We start from the raw sequence: 16,632 nt of genomic DNA on the forward strand, positions 1-16,632 counted from the left end.
TCGGAGGAACAATGGACACGGCACCCACCACCCCGCGGAGACGATCAGGCTCCGGGGGCCCCAACCTCGGCGTCCTCGCCGTCGTCTCGACCGCGCTCGTCATCGCCGGCCTGATCGTCGCGTTCGCTCTCACCGGTGGCCAGGCCTTCGTCTCGCCGTTCGCCGGTGCGGACGCGGTCTCGGCCTACGCGCAGCAGAACTGGCTGAGCATCCGCATCACCTCGATGATCCAGTTCGGCTCAGCCGTCCCTCTCGGCATCTTCGCCGCCACCGCGTATGCTCGGCTCCTCCGCCTCGGCGTCCGTGTGCCGGGACCGGGGATCGGCTTCTACGGAGGCATCACCGCCTCGCTCCTGCTGATGGTCTCGGCCCTCGGCTCCTATGTCGTCAGCCGTCCCGATGTGAGCAGCGACCCGACCGTGGCGCTCACGCTCACCTACTTCACCTTCATCACCGGCGGCGTCGGGTTCGTGACCGGTATGGGCCTGCTCGTCGCCGGCATCGCAGTGCCCTCGCTCATCCTCGGCTTCGTTCCGCGCTGGCTCGCGTGGACGGGTCTCGTGATCGCGGCGCTCTCGGAGCTCTCGTTCCTCTCGATGGCGATCGAACCGCTCCAGTTCCTCCTGCCGATCGGGCGGTTCGGCGGGCTGCTCTGGCTGATCGCGGTCGGGTTCCTGCTTCCGAAGGACCGGCGCAATGTGAAGCAGAGCGGCGCTCGTGACGTGGCAGTCGCCGAGGCGGACCTCTCATGACGAAGACGGCTTTCGTTCTCGGAGCGAACGGACTGATCGGCAACGCGATCTGCTTCGCGCTCGGCGAGGCGGGCATCCGCGTGATCCCGGCGGCGCGCGACAACGTCGCGCTCGCCGACCTGCGCGAACGGATGCTCGCAGCCGGGCTCGAGTGCCCGGCGACCGAGACGGTGGATGCGACCGACGACGACGCGCTGTCCGGCGCCATCGCGCGCACAGCATCCACCCACGGGATGGACATCGCCGTCAACAACGTCGGTCGCGGCCATCGACCGGCACCGCTCACCGAGCTCGATCCGCGCGAGTTCGACGATGTCGTGGCCGTGAACTTCCGCGCGGTCGCCGTTGCGATGCGCAACGAGCTGCACGAACTGCCCGACGGGGGCGCACTCGTGAACATCGTGTCGAGCGCGGGGACCGGCGGCGCACCGGGCATGTCGGCTTACTCCGCCGCGAAGCACGCCGTCGTGGGGCTGACCCGGACGACGGCGATCGACTATGCCGCGCGCGGAATACGAGTGAACGCCGTCGCGCCGGGGCCGATCGAATCCGGGCCCGTGATGAACCAGCCGGCCGAGGTGCGCGCCGGCATCGGAAAGTACGTGCCGATGGGTCGCATGGGACGGGCCGACGAGGTCGCGGCAGCGGTCCTGTGGCTGGCGACGGACGCCTCCAGCTACACGACGGGGCTCGTGCTGCCCGTCGACGGCGGCAAGAAGGCCTGACGCCGCTCCGCGAGCGAACGCGCACGTTCGACGACGCCGGGAGCATCCTGACGATCCCCTGAAGACGCACGCGTTTCCCGGCGCACATTCGGGCGCGCCTGCGTACCGTTCGGTGTGCGTATATTCCGATGGGTCGTGGTCGCGGTCGTCGCCCTCCTCGTGGCGACCGGCGGCTACGTCTGGTACAACTACCAGCATTTCGTGTCCGGCGTCACCCACGTCGACGTGATCTCCCACTCGAACGCGCCCGCCAAAGACGTGGACGGCACCGACCAGAACATCCTGCTCGTGGGAGACGACCACCGTCCCGCCGGCGCGACAGCGCAGCAGCTGGCCGAACTCGGAACCACGGCCGACGGCGGTGGCACCAACACCGACACCATGATGGTCCTGCACGTGCCGGCCGACGGACGCAAGGCGACGCTCATCTCGTTCCCCCGCGACTCCTGGGTCGACATCCCCGGGTTCGGAATGAACAAGCTGAACGCCGCATTCGCGTTCGGCAGCGAGAACGGCGGCGGGGATGCCGGGGGCGCGCGCCTGCTGATCACGACCATCCAGAACCTCACCGGGCTCACCATCGACCACTACGTGCGAATCTCGATGCTCGGGTTCTACGACGTCGTCAAGGCACTCGGACCCGTGCAGGTGTGTCTGAACAACGCCGTCGACGACCCGTACTCGACCGTGAACCTGCCGAAAGGCGTCTCGACACTCGACGCACACCAGGCGCTCGCGTTCGTACGCCAGCGCCACGGGCTGCCCAACGGCGACCTCGACCGGATCGTCCGTCAGCAGTACTTCCTGTCGGTCGAAGCGCGCCAGGTGCTGTCGGCCGGCACCCTCCTCAACCCGCTCAAACTGCAGAACGTGCTCGATGCGGTCAGCTCGTCCATCCAGACCGATCCCGGCCTCGACCTGATCGCGCTCGCGACCCAGCTCCACGGGCTCAGCGCGAACAACCTGTCCACGGCGACCATCCCGGTCAGTGGCACCCCGACGATCACGGTCGACGGGAACGATGTGTCGATCGTCCAGGTGGACACGGCGGCGATGCCCGCGTTCATCCACTCGGTCATCGGGAATCCGAGCGCCTACGACAAAGCGACGGCGGCGGCACCGTCGTCGGTGACGGTCACGGTTCTGAACGGAAGCGCGACGGATGGCGCAGCCGCGAGCAACACCACGACGCTTGCCGCTCTCGGCTTCAAGACCGGCACAGCGGGAACGACCGGAACGACCGCGACGACGACCATCGAGTATCCGTCGGGGATGGAGTCCGCGGCGAAGGCGGTCGCCTCGCACGTTCCGGGGGCCGCGCTGACGGCGACGTCGTCGGTGAGCGGTGTCACACTCGTGCTCGGAACCGACGGTCTGCAGGCGCAGGCGGCGGCCGCATCCACAGGCACCGCATCCACTCCGTCAACGTCCGCGACCACCCCGGCCTCCCCTGCCAAGACCTACGCGCAGGGAGCCTGCATCAACTGAGCGCGGGCGGGGCGATTAGCATTGTCGCGTGAACTCGACATCCTCGGTCCTGCCCGGCTGGTCGCACGTCTACTCCGGAAAGGTGCGCGACCTGTACGTCCCGGGGCAGGCCACCGGGCTGGATGACGCCAGTGCCGTCCTCGTCGTCGCCAGCGACCGCGTCAGTGCGTTCGACCACGTGCTCGAGCCCGGCATCCCGGGCAAAGGCGAACTGCTCACCACCCTCAGCCTGTGGTGGTTCGACCAGCTCGCGGATGTGCCCAATCATCTGCTCGCCGACCACCGGTTCGACGGCGAGCGCGTCGTCGACGACATCCCGGATGCGGTCGCCGGGCGCGCCATGCTCGTCAAGCCGCTGGACATGTACCCGGTCGAATGCGTCGTGCGCGGCTACCTCACCGGCAGCGGCTGGACCGAGTATCTGAACACTCACAGCGTGTGCGGGATCCCGCTTCCGGCCGGCCTCTCCAACGGGGATCGTCTTCCGACGCCCATCTACACTCCCGCCTGGAAGGCGCCGATGGGGCAGCACGACGAGAACATCACGTTCGAGCGCACGGTCGAGCTGGTCGGTGAGGATGCGGCCACGAGGCTGCGCGACCTGTCGCTGTCGATCTACACCGAGGCGGCGGCGATCGCGGAGAAGCGCGGCGTCATCATCGCCGACACCAAGTTCGAGTTCGGCGCTGATCGCGAGACCGGCGCGATAACCCTCGCCGACGAGGTACTGACCAGCGACTCGAGCCGCTACTGGGATGCTGCAGCCTGGGCGACAGGCACGACACCCGACGAGCGGATGGCGAGCTTCGACAAGCAGATCGTACGCAACTGGCTCGCCGCGAACTGGGACAACACCGGCACTCCGCCCGAGCTGCCTGCGGACATCGTCGAACGCACCGCCGCCCGCTACCGCGAGCTTCTGGAACGCCTCACCGGCGAGTGACCGACGCGGGCCGGCCCGCACTCTGGCGCGCCCGCGAAATACACAGGTGCGGTCTGACGTTCTACAAGATGTGACCGAACTTCTCGCAGCCGACACGTCCATGGGAGCGGTGACGCTTCTCGTCGCCGACCTCGACCGCATGATCGCGTACTACCGCGATGGCGTGACGCTCAGCGTGCTCAGCCACGAGGGCGGCGTCGCTGTACTCGGCCGCCGCACAACCCCGATCGTCATCCTGCGGCACGCGCCAGAGCTGAAGCACGCGTCGCCGCACGAGGCCGGTCTGTTCCACACGGCCATCCTGTTCGACACGCAGGAGGCGCTCGCCGCCGCCGTCTACTCGGTGGCGCGCGTGGCCCCCGGGACGTTCACCGGAAGCGCCGACCACCTGGTGAGCAAGGCCTTCTACTTCAGCGACCCCGAAGGCAACGGCGTCGAACTGTACTGGGATCGCGACCGGACCCAGTGGAGCTGGGTGCACGGGCAGGTCGAGATGGCGACGCTGTACCTCGACCCGAATGCGTTCCTCGAGGAGAACCTCACCGAAGGGGCGGACATCGGGCAGGTGGGCGCCGCAACGGTCGGCCACGTGCATCTGGCGGTGGGCGACGTCGCGTCGGCCCGGGCGTTCTACGTGGACCGGCTCGGCTTCGAGGCGACGGCGAGCCTCGGCAGTCAGGCGCTGTTCGTCAGCGCGGGCGGCTACCACCACCACATGGCGATGAACACCTGGAACAGCCGTGGCGCGGGCCCCCGCACACTCGCGCTCGGGCTGGGGCAGGTCGAGATCCGCGTGCCGGGTGCCGACGACCTCGGCGAACTCACCGAGCGGATGCGCCACTACGGCGTCGAGCCCCGTGACGACGGCCGGTCGGTCTCCTTCGACGACCCCTGGTCGAACACCGTGCGCGCCGTCGCCGCCGCCTGACCCCCTCCCGCGCCCGACCCTCCCCGCCCGGCGGGTCGACGCCGCATGACCTTCCGCGCGCGCCCGGCGGTGAGTTGACACTTGTTGTCGCCGGCCGGCGAGGACGCGCGACAACTACTGCCAAGTCGCGAGCCGGCGAGGAGGACACGGGCGCGGGATGCGACGCGAACCCTGCGGGCTACATGCGGGGGGAGACGGCGACGCGCGGACCGACACCGGCGGCAGCGAGCGCGAGTGCTTCATCCACTTCGGCCAGCGGCAGCATGCTCGCGACCTGTTCGGCGAAAGGAAAACGTGACCCCGCCCCGACCAGGAACTTCACCGCATGCTCGAGGTGCCGCGGAGCGTAGTCGTGGACGCCCCGCACCGTGAGCAGCTGGCGTATCAGCTGCTCCGGATCGAGCGGCAGGTCGGCGCCCGGAGCCAGCGAACGCACCAGCACGACGACACCGCCGACATCCACGGTCGTCAGCAGCGTGCGGACGGCGTCGGGGGCTCCCGACATGTCGAGTCCCACCGTGCAGTCGACCCGTCGCCCACCGGCCTTGGCGATGGCGGCGGCCAATCCGCGCGGGGAGTTCACGCCCACGCGAGGGTCGGCGACGGCTTCAGCTCCGAACGCGAACGCGGTCTCGCGTCGCTCGTCGACAGGATCGCTGACGACGACATGCGCTCCCGCATCGGTCGCCATCGCCGTGGCTGTCAGCCCGAGCATCCCCGCGCCTGTGACGACGACAACCGCACCGTCCAGAACGGCGATCTCCGAGGCGGCCTCGATCGCCGCAGCGACGGTTGCGGTGGCACAGGATGCCGGTGCGAGCACGGTGGCTGGAACATCATCCGGGACCGCGACCATCGGGGTGCCCGCGAGGACGTGGGCGTGGGTGGCGAACCCGCCCGAAAGCTCCCAGCCCCTGCGCATCCGTTCGTGCCCATAGCGCTGCACGTCAACGCATCTCTGGCCGAGCCCGCGGCGGCAACGCACGCAGCGTCCGCACGGAACGGACACCGACCACACGATCCGCTCGCCGAGAGAGACGCGATGGCCATCCGTCGTCTTCGCACCGCCCTGGCCGAGGGCGACCACCCGGCCGACCTGTTCGTGGCCGAGGATGAGCGGCGTCGGGGCCGCGTGATGCCCGAGAACGGTGTGCACATCCGACCCGCACACTGTCGCCAGTTCGACCTCGACCAGCGCATCCCCCGGGCTCAGCCGGACCCCGGGAACGGCGACCGCCTCGTGCGCATGGCCCTCGCCCGTCCACACCATCGCTGTAGCGGACGGGAACACCCCCACCCCCTTGCCGGCGCGTGCCGGAGGTTCCAGGACGCGGGGGGTGACCGCCCTAGTCGTCAAAACCGAGCAACGCGGGGAGTTCGGCGATGCTGCCGATGACCGCATCCGCTCCCGCGTCGCTGAGCGTCGCCTCGTCCTCCGCTCCCGTCAGTACCCCGACGACGAGGCCGGCGCCGGAGGCGATTCCGGCGGCCATCCCGGATGCTGTGCTGCCGACGACCACCATGGCTTCCACACTCGTGGCTCCTGTGCGCAGCAGAGCGGTGAGCGCAAGGTCGGGGTACGGGTCGCTGCGCCCGTCGGCGGGGCCGAGCACCACGTCGGCCAGGTCTTCGCTGCCGAGCAAGCGGATGACGGCCTGGGCCGACGACGCCGGGAGTCCGGTGGTGAACGCGACCTTCACGCCCGCATCTCGCAGGAGTCCGATCACGTCCTCCGCTCCGGGTACCACGGTCACGCCGTCCGCCATCACCGTCGTGCCGACCAGATCGAACACGACGAGCTCCAGGTCCACGTCCTCATCCGCATCCTCGTCGTCCTCACGACGGACCTCGTCGATGTCGGTGACGTCGAACTCGTCATACTCGTCGAACTCGTCGTCTGCTGTCTCGGTGGCGGCGACGACGTCGTCGATCGTTCCTGCGTCGTCGAACTCCGACGTCAGGATCCCGTCCTTGGTCATTGGGGTGCCTTTCTGTGCGGTCAGCGCGCGAAGAACGGGGTGTTGCGCCCAGTCCCCTCCCGCTCGGCGCGCTGCACGGCGAGCGCTGTGCATCCGTAGAAAACGCTAAGCAGGCAGGGCGAATCCTGCGCCAACCGGTGGTTACCGGGAGGTGAACGGATGGCGGCACCTGGCCGTTCACTATTAGTAACGTTTTGCGTTAGTAACTCGAAACGTTATTATTGAAATCGTGATCCATTCGTTCGCCGACCGCCAAACCGAGTCCGTCTGGGCCAGAAGGCACGTTCGCGGATTGGGGCCGGATCTCCAGCGGATGGCGCATCGCAAACTGCTTATCCTCGACGCGGCCGAAACATTGGGCGATTGCAACGCACCACCGGGCAATCGACTTGAGAGCCTCGGCGGCGACCGCCAGGGACAGCACAGCATCCGCATCAACGACCAATACCGAATCTGCTTCGTCTGGACCCCGTCAGGGCCAAGCGACGTAGAGATCGTCGACTATCACTAGGAGGAAGAAATGACCACCGCGCACCCTCCGATCCATCCCGGAGAGATCCTGCTCGAGGAGTACCTCAAGCCGCTCGGATTGAGCCAGTACGCGCTTGCAAAGGCGATCCATGTCCCCGCGCCGCGCATTGGAAGCATTGTCCACGGCACTCGTTCGATCACGCCGGACACCGCGCTCAGGCTTGCGCGCGCGTTCGGCACGACTCCTCGTTTCTGGCTGAATCTTCAGAACCGATACGACCTCGACGTCGAGCAGGCGGCACATGCCGCCGAGCTCGCGACTATTACCCCGCTCATCGCAAGCTGAGCGACCGCGTTGCATTCTCGTGACGATCGGCGCGATAATGCAACAGGATGCTTCAGCGAGGAGGGGCGGGCGTGACCGTCGACGACAACACCAGGGAATTCGATCCGGACATCGTCACCGACTTCAGCCGGCGGATGAGCTACGGCTCCTACCTCGACCTCGATGTCCTGCTCAGCGCGCAACGGCCGGTCAGCACGCCGGAACATCACGACGAACTGCTTTTCATCATCCAGCACCAGACCACCGAACTGTGGCTGAAGCTGGTGCTGCACGAGCTCCGGTCCGCGTGCGACCTGCTGCGCGCCGACCAGCTGCAGGTCGCCCTCAAGCGGATCGCGCGCGTCAAGCACATCCAGAAGACACTTACCGAGCAGTGGTCGGTCCTCGCCACTCTCACGCCGACCGAGTACGCCGAGTTCCGCGGCTTCCTCGGCAACTCGTCAGGGTTCCAGTCCTACCAGTACCGTGCGGTCGAGTTCGTGCTCGGCAACAAGAACCGGCGGATGCTCAGCGTCTTCGAGAGCGACCCGGCCGCCCATGCGCTGCTGACCGACCTGCTCGAGCAGCCGAGTGTGTACGACGAATTCCTGCGGTACCTGCATCGCGCCGGGTTCCGCATCCCCCAGGCCATCCTCGGCCGGGATGTCACCGAAGCCCACAGGTTCAGCCCGGAACTCGTCGAGACGTTCCGCGGGATCTACGAGAACGCGACCGACCACTGGGCCGAATACGAAGCTTGCGAGGAGCTGGTCGACCTCGAGGACAATTTTCAGCTCTGGAGGTTCCGGCACCTGAAGACCGTGCAGCGCACCATCGGCATGAAAACCGGAACCGGAGGCTCGACCGGCGTCAACTTCCTGCAGAAGGCGCTCGAGCTCACGTTCTTTCCTGAACTGTTCGCCGTACGCACCGAGATCGGCGCGCCCGTCCCCTCGTTAGACTGACGTGGTCGCCGACGGGTTCACGCTCGGCGTCGAGCAGTGGTGGTCGGGCGGGTGGCGTGACCGCACCGTTTTCGTCGCGGCGGGTGGCCGGCTGCACGCCGTCGGCGATCGCCAGACGGATGCGGACCTCGAACTGCCGGGGACGCTGTTCCCGCGCCTGATCGATCACCACGTGCACCTCGGGCTCACCGACCCGTCCGCGCTGATGGCGGGCGGCATCACCGCCGTCGCGGACCTCGGCTGGGTTCCCTCCGAGGTGGCGCGCCTCCGCGATGCGAGCAGGGACCCGAAATCCGGCCTGCCCGAGGTGAGCATCGCGGGCGCGCTCATCACGTGCCCGGGCGGCTACCCGTCGCAGAGCTCGTGGGCGCCCCCGGGAGCCACGGTGGAGGTACGGGACGCGGCGGATGCGGAAGCGGCGGTGGATGCGCAGGTCGCGATCCGTGCATCCGCCATCAAGTTCACGATGAACAGCGAAGCCGGGCCTGCGCCTTCGGCCGACCTCGCGGCCGCGATCGTCGGCGCCGCCCATCGCGCAGGACTCCCCGCTGTCGTGCACGCCCAAGGTGTCGGGCAGGCACGCCGCGCGTTCGAAGCGGGCGCCGACCGCTTCGCGCACACGCCGTTCTCGGAACGTCTCGACGACGACCTCATCGACGCGATGGCCGACGGCGGCACGGAATGGGTGTCCACACTCGATATCCACGGATGGGGTACCCCGATCGGCGACTTCAAGCTCGCCCTCGACAACCTGCGCCGTTTCGCCGACGCGGGGGGCCGCATCCTGTACGGAACCGACCTCGGCAACGGCGCGCTCCCGGTGGGCGTGAACGGCCGCGAGCTGCTCGCTCTCGCGGCGGCCGGGCTCGACCGGGATCGGCTGGTCTCGGCCATCGCCGGCGACGAACTCCTCACCACGATCGGTCCGCGCTTCGCGTGGGCGCCCGGGCGACCGCCTTCGGACCCGGCCGCAGCCGCACAATGGCTCACGACATCCCGCGGCGTCACGGTCGACTCCCTCACCCGCTGACATCCGACACCGAACCCGCCGCACCGCAGAGCACCGCACCCGCACAGCACCGCACACGCACACCAGGAGGATCCGCACATGACCGAACCCACACCCGGCAGCGCTCCCAGGCCCGCATCCTCGTCGGGCGTCGACGCCCACCTCGGCTATGCGCGGCGGATGGACCGCAGCGACGGTCTCGCGCACTTCCGCCGGCAGTTCCACGGCATCCCGCAGGATTCGGATGCCGGCGACGGCGGTGCGGGCGCGGCCGACACGGGCAGCGTCGTCGCCTATTTCGACGGCAACTCGCTCGGACGGCCGACCCGCGCCAGCCTGGAGCGCATCCAGAAGTTCCTCACCGAGGCGTGGGGCGGGCGCCTCATCCGCGGCTGGGACGAAGAATGGATGGCGCTGCCGTTCACGATCGGCGACGCGATCGGGCGCGCGGCGATCGGCGCAGCGCCCGGCCAGACCTTCGTCGGCGACTCGACGACTGTCACCCTGTACAAGCTCGCCCGCGCGGCCCTCGAATCACAGCTCTCCCTCCGCGACGACGGGCCGTTCCGCACCGAGATCGTCGTCGACACCGACAACTTCCCGACCGACCGGTACGTGCTCGAAGGAATCGCGAAGGAGCGCAACCTCACCCTGCGCTGGATCGAATCGGACACGGCGGGGGGCGTCACACCGGGGCAGGTCGCGGCGGTGGTCGGGCCGCAGACCTCTCTCGTTCTCCTCAGCCACGTCGCCTACCGGTCCGGTTTCATCGCCGACGTCCCCGCCATCACGAAGATCGCGCACGACGCAGGCGCCCTGGTGCTCTGGGACCTGTGCCACTCCGCCGGTTCGGTGCCGGTCGAACTCGACGCATGGGGCGTCGACCTCGCGGCCGGATGCACGTACAAATACCTGAACGGCGGCCCCGGCTCGCCCGCGTTCGGCTATGTGAGGGCAGAGCTGCAGGATGCACTGACGCAGCCGATCCAGGGGTGGATGGGGACCCAGGAAGTCTTCACGATGGGCCCGCGCTACGAGGCGGCATACGGCATCCGTCGCTTCATCAGCGGCACGCCTGCGATCGTCGGGATGCTCGCGATGCAGGACACGATCGCGATGATCGAGCAGTGCGGCATCCAGGCCGTCCGTGACAAGTCGATCGCCCTCACCGAGTTCGCCATCGCGCTCGCCGACGACTGGCTGGCCCCGCTCGGTGTGACGGTCGCGAGCCCGCGCGACCCCGCCATGCGCGGAGGACATGTCACCCTCAGCCACCCGGCCATGCGTGAGGTGACGGCGCGACTCTGGGCGCAGGATGTCCTCCCGGACTACCGCGACCCGGGCGGCCTCCGGATCGGCCTGTCGCCGCTCAGCACCAGCTTCGAGGAGACGTATCGCGGTATGGCGGCGGTTCGGGAGACGCTGCGCGCCGAACTGCTGGAACGGTCGGGACTGGGATGACGCAGACCGCTGCGCCGGCGGGCGCCGAGCCGGCGGGCGCCGGAGCGAGCGCCGGCGCGGCAGCCGCCTCGGGGTCCGGAGCCGCCGTTCTCGACGACTTCGATTCGCGGCCGGGCGGCTCGATGTCGCTCCTGCGCACCATCGTCGGGAGCAGCCTGCGCCAGCTCGGCGGCTGGATGCCCGCATCCGGTGCCGTTTCTATGCTCGACGCCCTCGACATCCCCGCTTCGACTGCGCGGTCCACCCTCACCCGGCTGGCTGCGCGCGGCGTACTGGTCCGCGAACCGCGCGACGGCGTCGCCGGCTATGCGCTCCGGCGCGAGGCGGTCCCGATGTTGGAGCGGGGGGATGCGCGGATCTTCCAGCCCACCGCATCCGCCGACGCCGCATGGTGCCTGGTCTCGTTCTCGATCCCGGAACGGCACCGCGATCGCCGCCACCAGTTGCGGCGACGGCTCGACTGGATCGGATGCGGCACCGTCAGCGACGCGCTGTGGATCGGGCCGGAGCGGGTCGCCGACGACGTACGGGACATCCTCGCCGATCTCCGGCTCACCGGCGAAGTGACAGTGTTCACCGGCGCACGTCCGGATGCGGACCGTCCACTGGCCGAACTCGCCGGCCGGTGGTGGGATCTCGAGCGGGTGCGGATGCTCCACCAGCGATTCCTCGACCGCTACGCGCCCGCCGCGTCCGCACCCCCGGTCGGCGACCGCGAGGCCTTCGCGACGTGGGTCGGAGCGCTCGACGAGTGGCGTGTGATCCCGTATCTCGATCCGGGGCTGCCCGAGACGGCCCTCCCTGCGGGCTGGCCGGGGCGCGCGAGCCGCGAGCTGTTCGCAGACATCCGGGAGCGGTACGCGGATGCCGCCGTCGCGTTCGCCCGTCGGGTGACGGGGTGTGGACAACCGGCACGCACCCCCGCGATCCCCCGATAGAATCGACTCATCCCCACCCAGCTGCCGAGCGGAGAGTGCCCGTGCCCACCATCGTTGTAGAAGTCATGCCGAAGGCCGAGCTGCTCGACCCGCAGGGCAAGGCCGTCGCGGGCGCACTCGCGCGCATCGGCAAAGGCCAGTTCACCGCTGTCCGGCTCGGCAAGCGCTTCGAGCTCACGGTCGACGGGCCGATCGACGATGCGACCAGGGCGGCCGTCGAAGAGATCGCGAACGACATCCTCTCCAACTCGGTGATCGAAGACGTGGTCGGCATCCACTACCCGGAGGCCGGCGCCTGATGCGCATCGGCGTCGTCACCTTCCCGGGCTCGCTCGACGACCGCGATGCCCTCCGCGCCATCCGTCTCGCCGAGGCGGAGCCGGTCGCGCTCTGGCACGGCGACCACGACCTGCAGGGCGTCGACGCCCTCGTGCTGCCGGGCGGATTCAGCTACGGCGACTACCTGCGCTGCGGGGCGATCGCCAGCCTTTCGCCGATCATGACCGAGGTCATCGACGCCGCAGGCAAGGGGCTGCCGGTTCTCGGAATCTGCAACGGCTTCCAGATGCTCGCCGAGGCCCACCTCGTCTCGGGCGGGCTCATCCGCAACGACCACGGCAACTTCATCCGGCGCGACCAGCACCTGCGCGTGGAGAACACGTCGACTCCGTGGACCAGCGGATTCGAGCAGGGCCAGGAGATCGTCATCCCGCTGAAGAACGGCGAGGGCGGCTTCATCGCGCCCGCCGACGAGCTGGCGCGGCTCGAAGGCGAAGGCCTCGTCGTCTTCCGCTACCAGGGTGTCAACCCGAACGGTTCGCTCAACGACATCGCCGGCGTCCGCAACGAGCGCGGCAACGTCGTCGGCCTCATGCCTCACCCCGAGCACGCCGTCGAGCCCGGCTTCGGCCCCGACACTTCCGCTGCGATGCGGTCCGGCATCGACGGCCTCACCTTCTTCACCTCGGTCATCCGCAGCACCCTCGTCGAGGCGTAGCGGGCGCCCGCCTGCTGCCTCGGGCCGCCGCCTGCCCCCGCTGCCCCTCTCCCGCCCGCCCCCCGCCGACTTGAGGCAAACGCGCCTCTTCAGGGCTGTCGGACCTCGATTTGCTGCAAGTGGCTGCGGGTGTGGATGAATTTGCGCCGTGAATCTCACGATCGATCACGATTGAGGCATGACCCATCGCAAACCCCTGCCGGCCGCCTTAGTCGGACGAAGCTTCACGGTTGCCGACGCCAGGGCCGCCGGCGTGAGTGGCGCGCGACTGTCCGGGCCCAACCTGCATCGCCCGTTCCATGGGGTGCGCGCGCCAGTATCCGCGATCGCCTCGGTCGAGAGTCTCTGCGCCTCGTACGCTCACCTGCTGCGCCCGGGTCAGATGTTCGGACGCGAGACCGCGGCAGCACTATGGCAAGCCCCCCTTCCGTTCGAGCCAACGGCATCAGACGGAATTCATGTCTACAGCGTCGCACCGATGCGAGCGCCCGAGGGCGCAGGCGTTGTCGGTCATCAACTTGCCCGACCTCAGCCGACGACGCAGATCCTCGGACTTCCCGTGGCGGATCCGGCAACGACCTGGCTTCAGCTCGCTTCCGTCCTCAGCTTGCAAGACCTGGTTGCGATCGGCGACCATTTCATCCTGGATCCCCACGTTCTCACGCCTCACACTGGCCTTCCCCTCCGGCCTTTCTCGAGTATCGGCGAACTCCGGAGCCGAGCTGCGACGTTCCGCGGTCGCGGAGCGCGAAATGCCAGGATGGCGCTGGATCTCATTCGGCCCGGCTCCGAGTCACGACCCGAGTCGCTGCTACGCCTGCTCCTCGGCTCCGCGAAATTTCCTGAGCCCGAGCTCAATGCCGTGATCCGCGATGAGGCCGGCAGGTCGATCGGCAGATTCGACCTCGTCTACCGGGACTTCAGCATCGCGGTGGAATACGACGGTCAGCAGCATCGAACGAGCGGACGCCAGTACGACATCGACGAGCGACGGATCGAGGCGGCAATGCTTGCGGGATGGCTCGTCGTGCGCATACGGGCGCAGGGCCTCTTCGGAGGTCCGGCCTCGACGATCGAGCGCGTTGCCAGCGTGTTCCGGGCTCGCAATGCGACGTGACGGAAGCCGACTTGAGGCGAATCGCGCTCAAGCGAAGCCCAAGACAATGATTAGCCTCAAGTCGCTGCCGTCGGCGACGCCTCGTGCCCGAATGCGCGACCTCGGCACGCCGGTAGACTTGGGATGCCCGGCACCCCGCGACTTCTTGGAGACTCCCTCCCGTGACCGACCTTTCCACCGCATCCGTCGTCGACACCGTCACGAACGCCCTAGAGACCCCCGAACGCGAGCAGCCGTACGCGGCACTCGGTCTGAAAGACGACGAGTACGCGCGCATCCGGGAGATCCTCGGCCGGCGCCCGACGAGCGGTGAACTCGCGATGTACTCGGTGATGTGGAGCGAACACTGCTCCTACAAGTCGTCCAAGATCTATCTGCGCCAGTTCGGCCAGAAGGTCACGCCTGCCATGAAGAAGAACCTCATGGTCGGCATGGGTGAGAACGCAGGCGTCGTCGACGTGGGCGAAGGCTGGGCGGTCACCTTCAAGGTCGAGTCGCACAACCACCCCAGCTACATCGAGCCGTTCCAGGGCGCGGCCACCGGCGTCGGCGGCATCGTCCGCGACATCATCTCGATGGGCGCCCGCCCGGTCGCGGTCATGGATCAGCTGCGCTTCGGCGCCATCGAAGAGGCCGACACCGCCCGCGTGGTGCACGGCGTCGTCTCCGGCATCTCGTTCTACGGCAACTGTCTCGGCCTGCCCAACATCGGCGGCGAGACGTACTTCGACCCGGTGTACCAGGGCAACCCGCTCGTCAACGCGCTGTCCGTCGGCGTGCTCCGACACGAAGACCTCCACCTCGCCAACGCGTCCGGCCTCGGCAACAAGGTCGTCCTGTTCGGCGCACGCACCGGAGGCGACGGCATCGGTGGCGCGTCCATCCTCGCGTCCGACACGTTCTCTGCCGGCGGCCCGACCAAGCGGCCGGCCGTGCAGGTCGGCGACCCGTTCGCCGAGAAGGTGCTCATCGAGTGCTGCCTCGAACTGTTCCGCGACAAGCTCGTCGAAGGCATCCAGGATCTCGGCGCTGCCGGCATCTCCTGCGCCACGTCCGAACTCGCTTCCAACGGCGACGGCGGCATGTTCGTCGAACTCGACAAGGTGCTCCTGCGCGACCCGAACCTCACCGCCGAAGAGATCCTCATGTCGGAGAGCCAGGAGCGCATGATGGCGGTCGTGAAGCCCGAGCTTCTCGACGCCTTCCTCGCGGTGACGGCGAAATGGGATGTGGAGACGAGCGTCCTCGGCGAAGTCACCGACACGGGTCGTCTCGTCATCAACTGGCACGGCGAGGAGATCGTCAACGTCGAGCCGCGCACTGTCGCGGTCGACGGCCCGGTCTACGAGCGTCCGGTCGCCTACCCGACGTGGATCGACGCTCTCCAGGCCGACGGTGCCTCACGACTTCCGAGGTCGGCCGACCCGGAGGTGCTGCGCGAACAGTTCCTCGCACTCCTCGGCAGCGCCAACCTCGCCGACAAGGGGTGGATCACCGACCAGTACGACTACTTCGTCGGCGGCAACACCGCCCTCGCCTTCCCCGACGACGCCGGGATGATCCGCGTCGACGAATCGAGCGGACTCGGATTCGCCATCGCGACCGACGCGAACGGCCGCTACTGTCAGCTCGATCCGAAGCAGGGCGCCCGTCTGGCGCTGGCGGAGGCGTACCGCAACGTGTCCGCATCCGGTGCTGTCCCCTCGGCGGTGACCGACTGCCTCAACTTCGGCAGCCCCGAGAACCCCGAAGTGATGTGGCAGTTCTCCCAGACGGTCGAAGGACTGTCGGATGCGTGCCTCGAGCTCGAGATCCCGGTCACGGGCGGCAACGTGTCGTTCTACAACCAGACGGGGTCGACTCCGATCTTCCCGACGCCCGTCGTCGGGGTCCTCGGCGTCATCGACGATGTCGCCCGCCGCATTCCCAGCGGATGGCAGGACGAAGGCGACAACATCTACCTCCTCGGCGTCACGCGCGAAGAGCTCGACGGCTCCGCATGGGCCGGCACGATTCACGGGCACCTCGGCGGCCTGCCGCCCGAGGTCGACCTGTCGCGCGAACGCGAGCTGGGCGAGCTGCTGCGCGCGGGTTCCCTCGAAAGCCTCATCGCATCCGCCCACGACCTCGCCGACGGCGGCCTCGCGCAGGCCCTCGCCGAAAGCGTGCTGCGGTTCGGCGTGGGAGCCCGCGTGTGGATCACCGAGATCATGGAACGCGACGGCGTCGACGCCACCACGGCGCTCTTCAGCGAATCGACCGGGCGCGTCATCGTTTCCGTTCCCCGTGAAGACGACGTCAAGTTCCGCGGACTGTGCGAAGGTCGCGGCTACCCGGTGCTGCGCATCGGCGTCACCGATGCAGAAGTGGGCACCCAGCCAGTGCTGGAGATCCAGGACCACTTCACCGTCGGTCTCGAAGAGCTCTCGAGCACGCACAAGGCGACCCTGCCCGAATACTTCGGCCCGGTCGTCTCCGCCAAGCCCGGCGCCGGCTACCTCGCCAAGACCGACAGCTAGGCAGGCGCGGAGGCA

At 68.4% G+C, this 16,632-nt stretch carries 17 protein-coding genes; 15 read left to right on the forward strand and 2 right to left on the reverse strand.

Annotated elements, in window-relative coordinates:
• Positions 1–11 precede the first annotated feature (11 nt).
• The 5 genes from AAYO93_RS16585 to AAYO93_RS16605 all read left to right on the forward strand — a co-directional run bounded on the left by AAYO93_RS16585 (position 12) and on the right by AAYO93_RS16605 (position 4,836).
• Positions 12–752 carry a hypothetical protein gene (locus tag AAYO93_RS16585; RefSeq protein WP_345762274.1) on the forward strand — a complete coding sequence of 247 codons (741 nt, stop codon included), beginning with the start codon at positions 12–14 and terminating at the stop codon, positions 750–752.
• Positions 749–1,477 (forward strand): SDR family NAD(P)-dependent oxidoreductase, encoded by a 729-nt coding sequence (locus AAYO93_RS16590; protein ID WP_345762275.1) that lies wholly within the window; start codon positions 749–751, stop codon positions 1,475–1,477. Before AAYO93_RS16585 ends, AAYO93_RS16590 begins: the two co-directional genes overlap by 4 nt.
• 114 nt (positions 1,478–1,591) lie before the next feature.
• Positions 1,592–2,965 (forward strand): LCP family protein, encoded by a 1,374-nt coding sequence (locus AAYO93_RS16595; protein WP_345762276.1) that lies wholly within the window; start codon positions 1,592–1,594, stop codon positions 2,963–2,965.
• Positions 2,966–2,993: 28 nt separating this feature from the next.
• Complete coding sequence (locus AAYO93_RS16600) at positions 2,994–3,908, forward strand: phosphoribosylaminoimidazolesuccinocarboxamide synthase (protein ID WP_345762277.1); 915 nt, start codon at positions 2,994–2,996, stop codon at positions 3,906–3,908.
• A 100-nt stretch (positions 3,909–4,008) separates the two neighbouring features.
• Positions 4,009–4,836, forward strand: coding sequence for a VOC family protein (locus tag AAYO93_RS16605; protein WP_345764908.1), 828 nt, complete (start codon positions 4,009–4,011; stop codon positions 4,834–4,836).
• A 178-nt stretch (positions 4,837–5,014) separates the two neighbouring features.
• On the opposite strand, the gene AAYO93_RS16610 is transcribed toward AAYO93_RS16605, so the two are convergent.
• Together AAYO93_RS16610 and AAYO93_RS16615 are read right to left on the reverse strand one after the other, a co-directional pair.
• Entirely contained in the window at positions 5,015–6,127 is a 1,113-nt protein-coding gene (locus AAYO93_RS16610) for an alcohol dehydrogenase catalytic domain-containing protein (protein ID WP_345762278.1), read from the reverse strand.
• Between the two features lie 55 nt (positions 6,128–6,182).
• Positions 6,183–6,908, reverse strand: a complete 726-nt coding sequence (locus tag AAYO93_RS16615; RefSeq protein WP_345762279.1) for an HAD family hydrolase — start codon at positions 6,906–6,908, stop codon at positions 6,183–6,185.
• A gap of 136 nt (positions 6,909–7,044) precedes the next feature.
• On the opposite strand from AAYO93_RS16615, the gene AAYO93_RS16620 reads away from it, so the two are divergent.
• The 10 genes from AAYO93_RS16620 to purL all read left to right on the forward strand — a co-directional run bounded on the left by AAYO93_RS16620 (position 7,045) and on the right by purL (position 16,617).
• Entirely contained in the window at positions 7,045–7,326 is a 282-nt protein-coding gene (locus tag AAYO93_RS16620) for a type II toxin-antitoxin system RelE/ParE family toxin (RefSeq protein ID WP_345762281.1), read from the forward strand.
• A 9-nt stretch (positions 7,327–7,335) separates the two neighbouring features.
• Positions 7,336–7,632, forward strand: coding sequence for a HigA family addiction module antitoxin (locus tag AAYO93_RS16625; protein ID WP_345762282.1), 297 nt, complete (start codon positions 7,336–7,338; stop codon positions 7,630–7,632).
• Positions 7,633–7,703: 71 nt separating this feature from the next.
• Positions 7,704–8,576: a tryptophan 2,3-dioxygenase gene (gene kynA / locus AAYO93_RS16630; protein WP_345762283.1), complete on the forward strand. Its 873-nt coding sequence runs from the start codon at positions 7,704–7,706 to the stop codon at positions 8,574–8,576.
• A 1-nt stretch (position 8,577) separates the two neighbouring features.
• Positions 8,578–9,606 (forward strand): amidohydrolase family protein, encoded by a 1,029-nt coding sequence (locus AAYO93_RS16635; protein WP_345762284.1) that lies wholly within the window; start codon positions 8,578–8,580, stop codon positions 9,604–9,606.
• Positions 9,607–9,684: 78 nt separating this feature from the next.
• Positions 9,685–11,046, forward strand: a complete 1,362-nt coding sequence (locus AAYO93_RS16640) for a kynureninase (RefSeq protein ID WP_345762285.1) — start codon at positions 9,685–9,687, stop codon at positions 11,044–11,046.
• Positions 11,043–11,984, forward strand: coding sequence for a PaaX family transcriptional regulator (locus AAYO93_RS16645; RefSeq protein ID WP_345762286.1), 942 nt, complete (start codon positions 11,043–11,045; stop codon positions 11,982–11,984). Before AAYO93_RS16640 ends, AAYO93_RS16645 begins: the two co-directional genes overlap by 4 nt.
• 41 nt (positions 11,985–12,025) lie before the next feature.
• Positions 12,026–12,283 carry a phosphoribosylformylglycinamidine synthase subunit PurS gene (gene purS / locus AAYO93_RS16650; protein ID WP_345762287.1) on the forward strand — a complete coding sequence of 86 codons (258 nt, stop codon included), beginning with the start codon at positions 12,026–12,028 and terminating at the stop codon, positions 12,281–12,283.
• The gene (gene purQ, locus AAYO93_RS16655) at positions 12,283–12,981 is read left to right on the forward strand and encodes a phosphoribosylformylglycinamidine synthase subunit PurQ (RefSeq protein ID WP_345762288.1); all 699 of its coding nucleotides are present in this window, start codon (positions 12,283–12,285) and stop codon (positions 12,979–12,981) included. The genes purS and purQ overlap by 1 nt, the downstream gene beginning before the upstream one ends.
• 760 nt (positions 12,982–13,741) lie before the next feature.
• The gene (locus AAYO93_RS16660; RefSeq protein ID WP_345762289.1) at positions 13,742–14,098 is read left to right on the forward strand and encodes a hypothetical protein; all 357 of its coding nucleotides are present in this window, start codon (positions 13,742–13,744) and stop codon (positions 14,096–14,098) included.
• Between the two features lie 161 nt (positions 14,099–14,259).
• Complete coding sequence (gene purL, locus AAYO93_RS16665) at positions 14,260–16,617, forward strand: phosphoribosylformylglycinamidine synthase subunit PurL (RefSeq protein WP_345762290.1); 2,358 nt, start codon at positions 14,260–14,262, stop codon at positions 16,615–16,617.
• Positions 16,618–16,632 lie beyond the last annotated feature (15 nt).

This window comes from Diaminobutyricibacter sp. McL0608, assembly GCF_039613825.1.
GTDB lineage: Bacteria > Actinomycetota > Actinomycetes > Actinomycetales > Microbacteriaceae > Diaminobutyricibacter.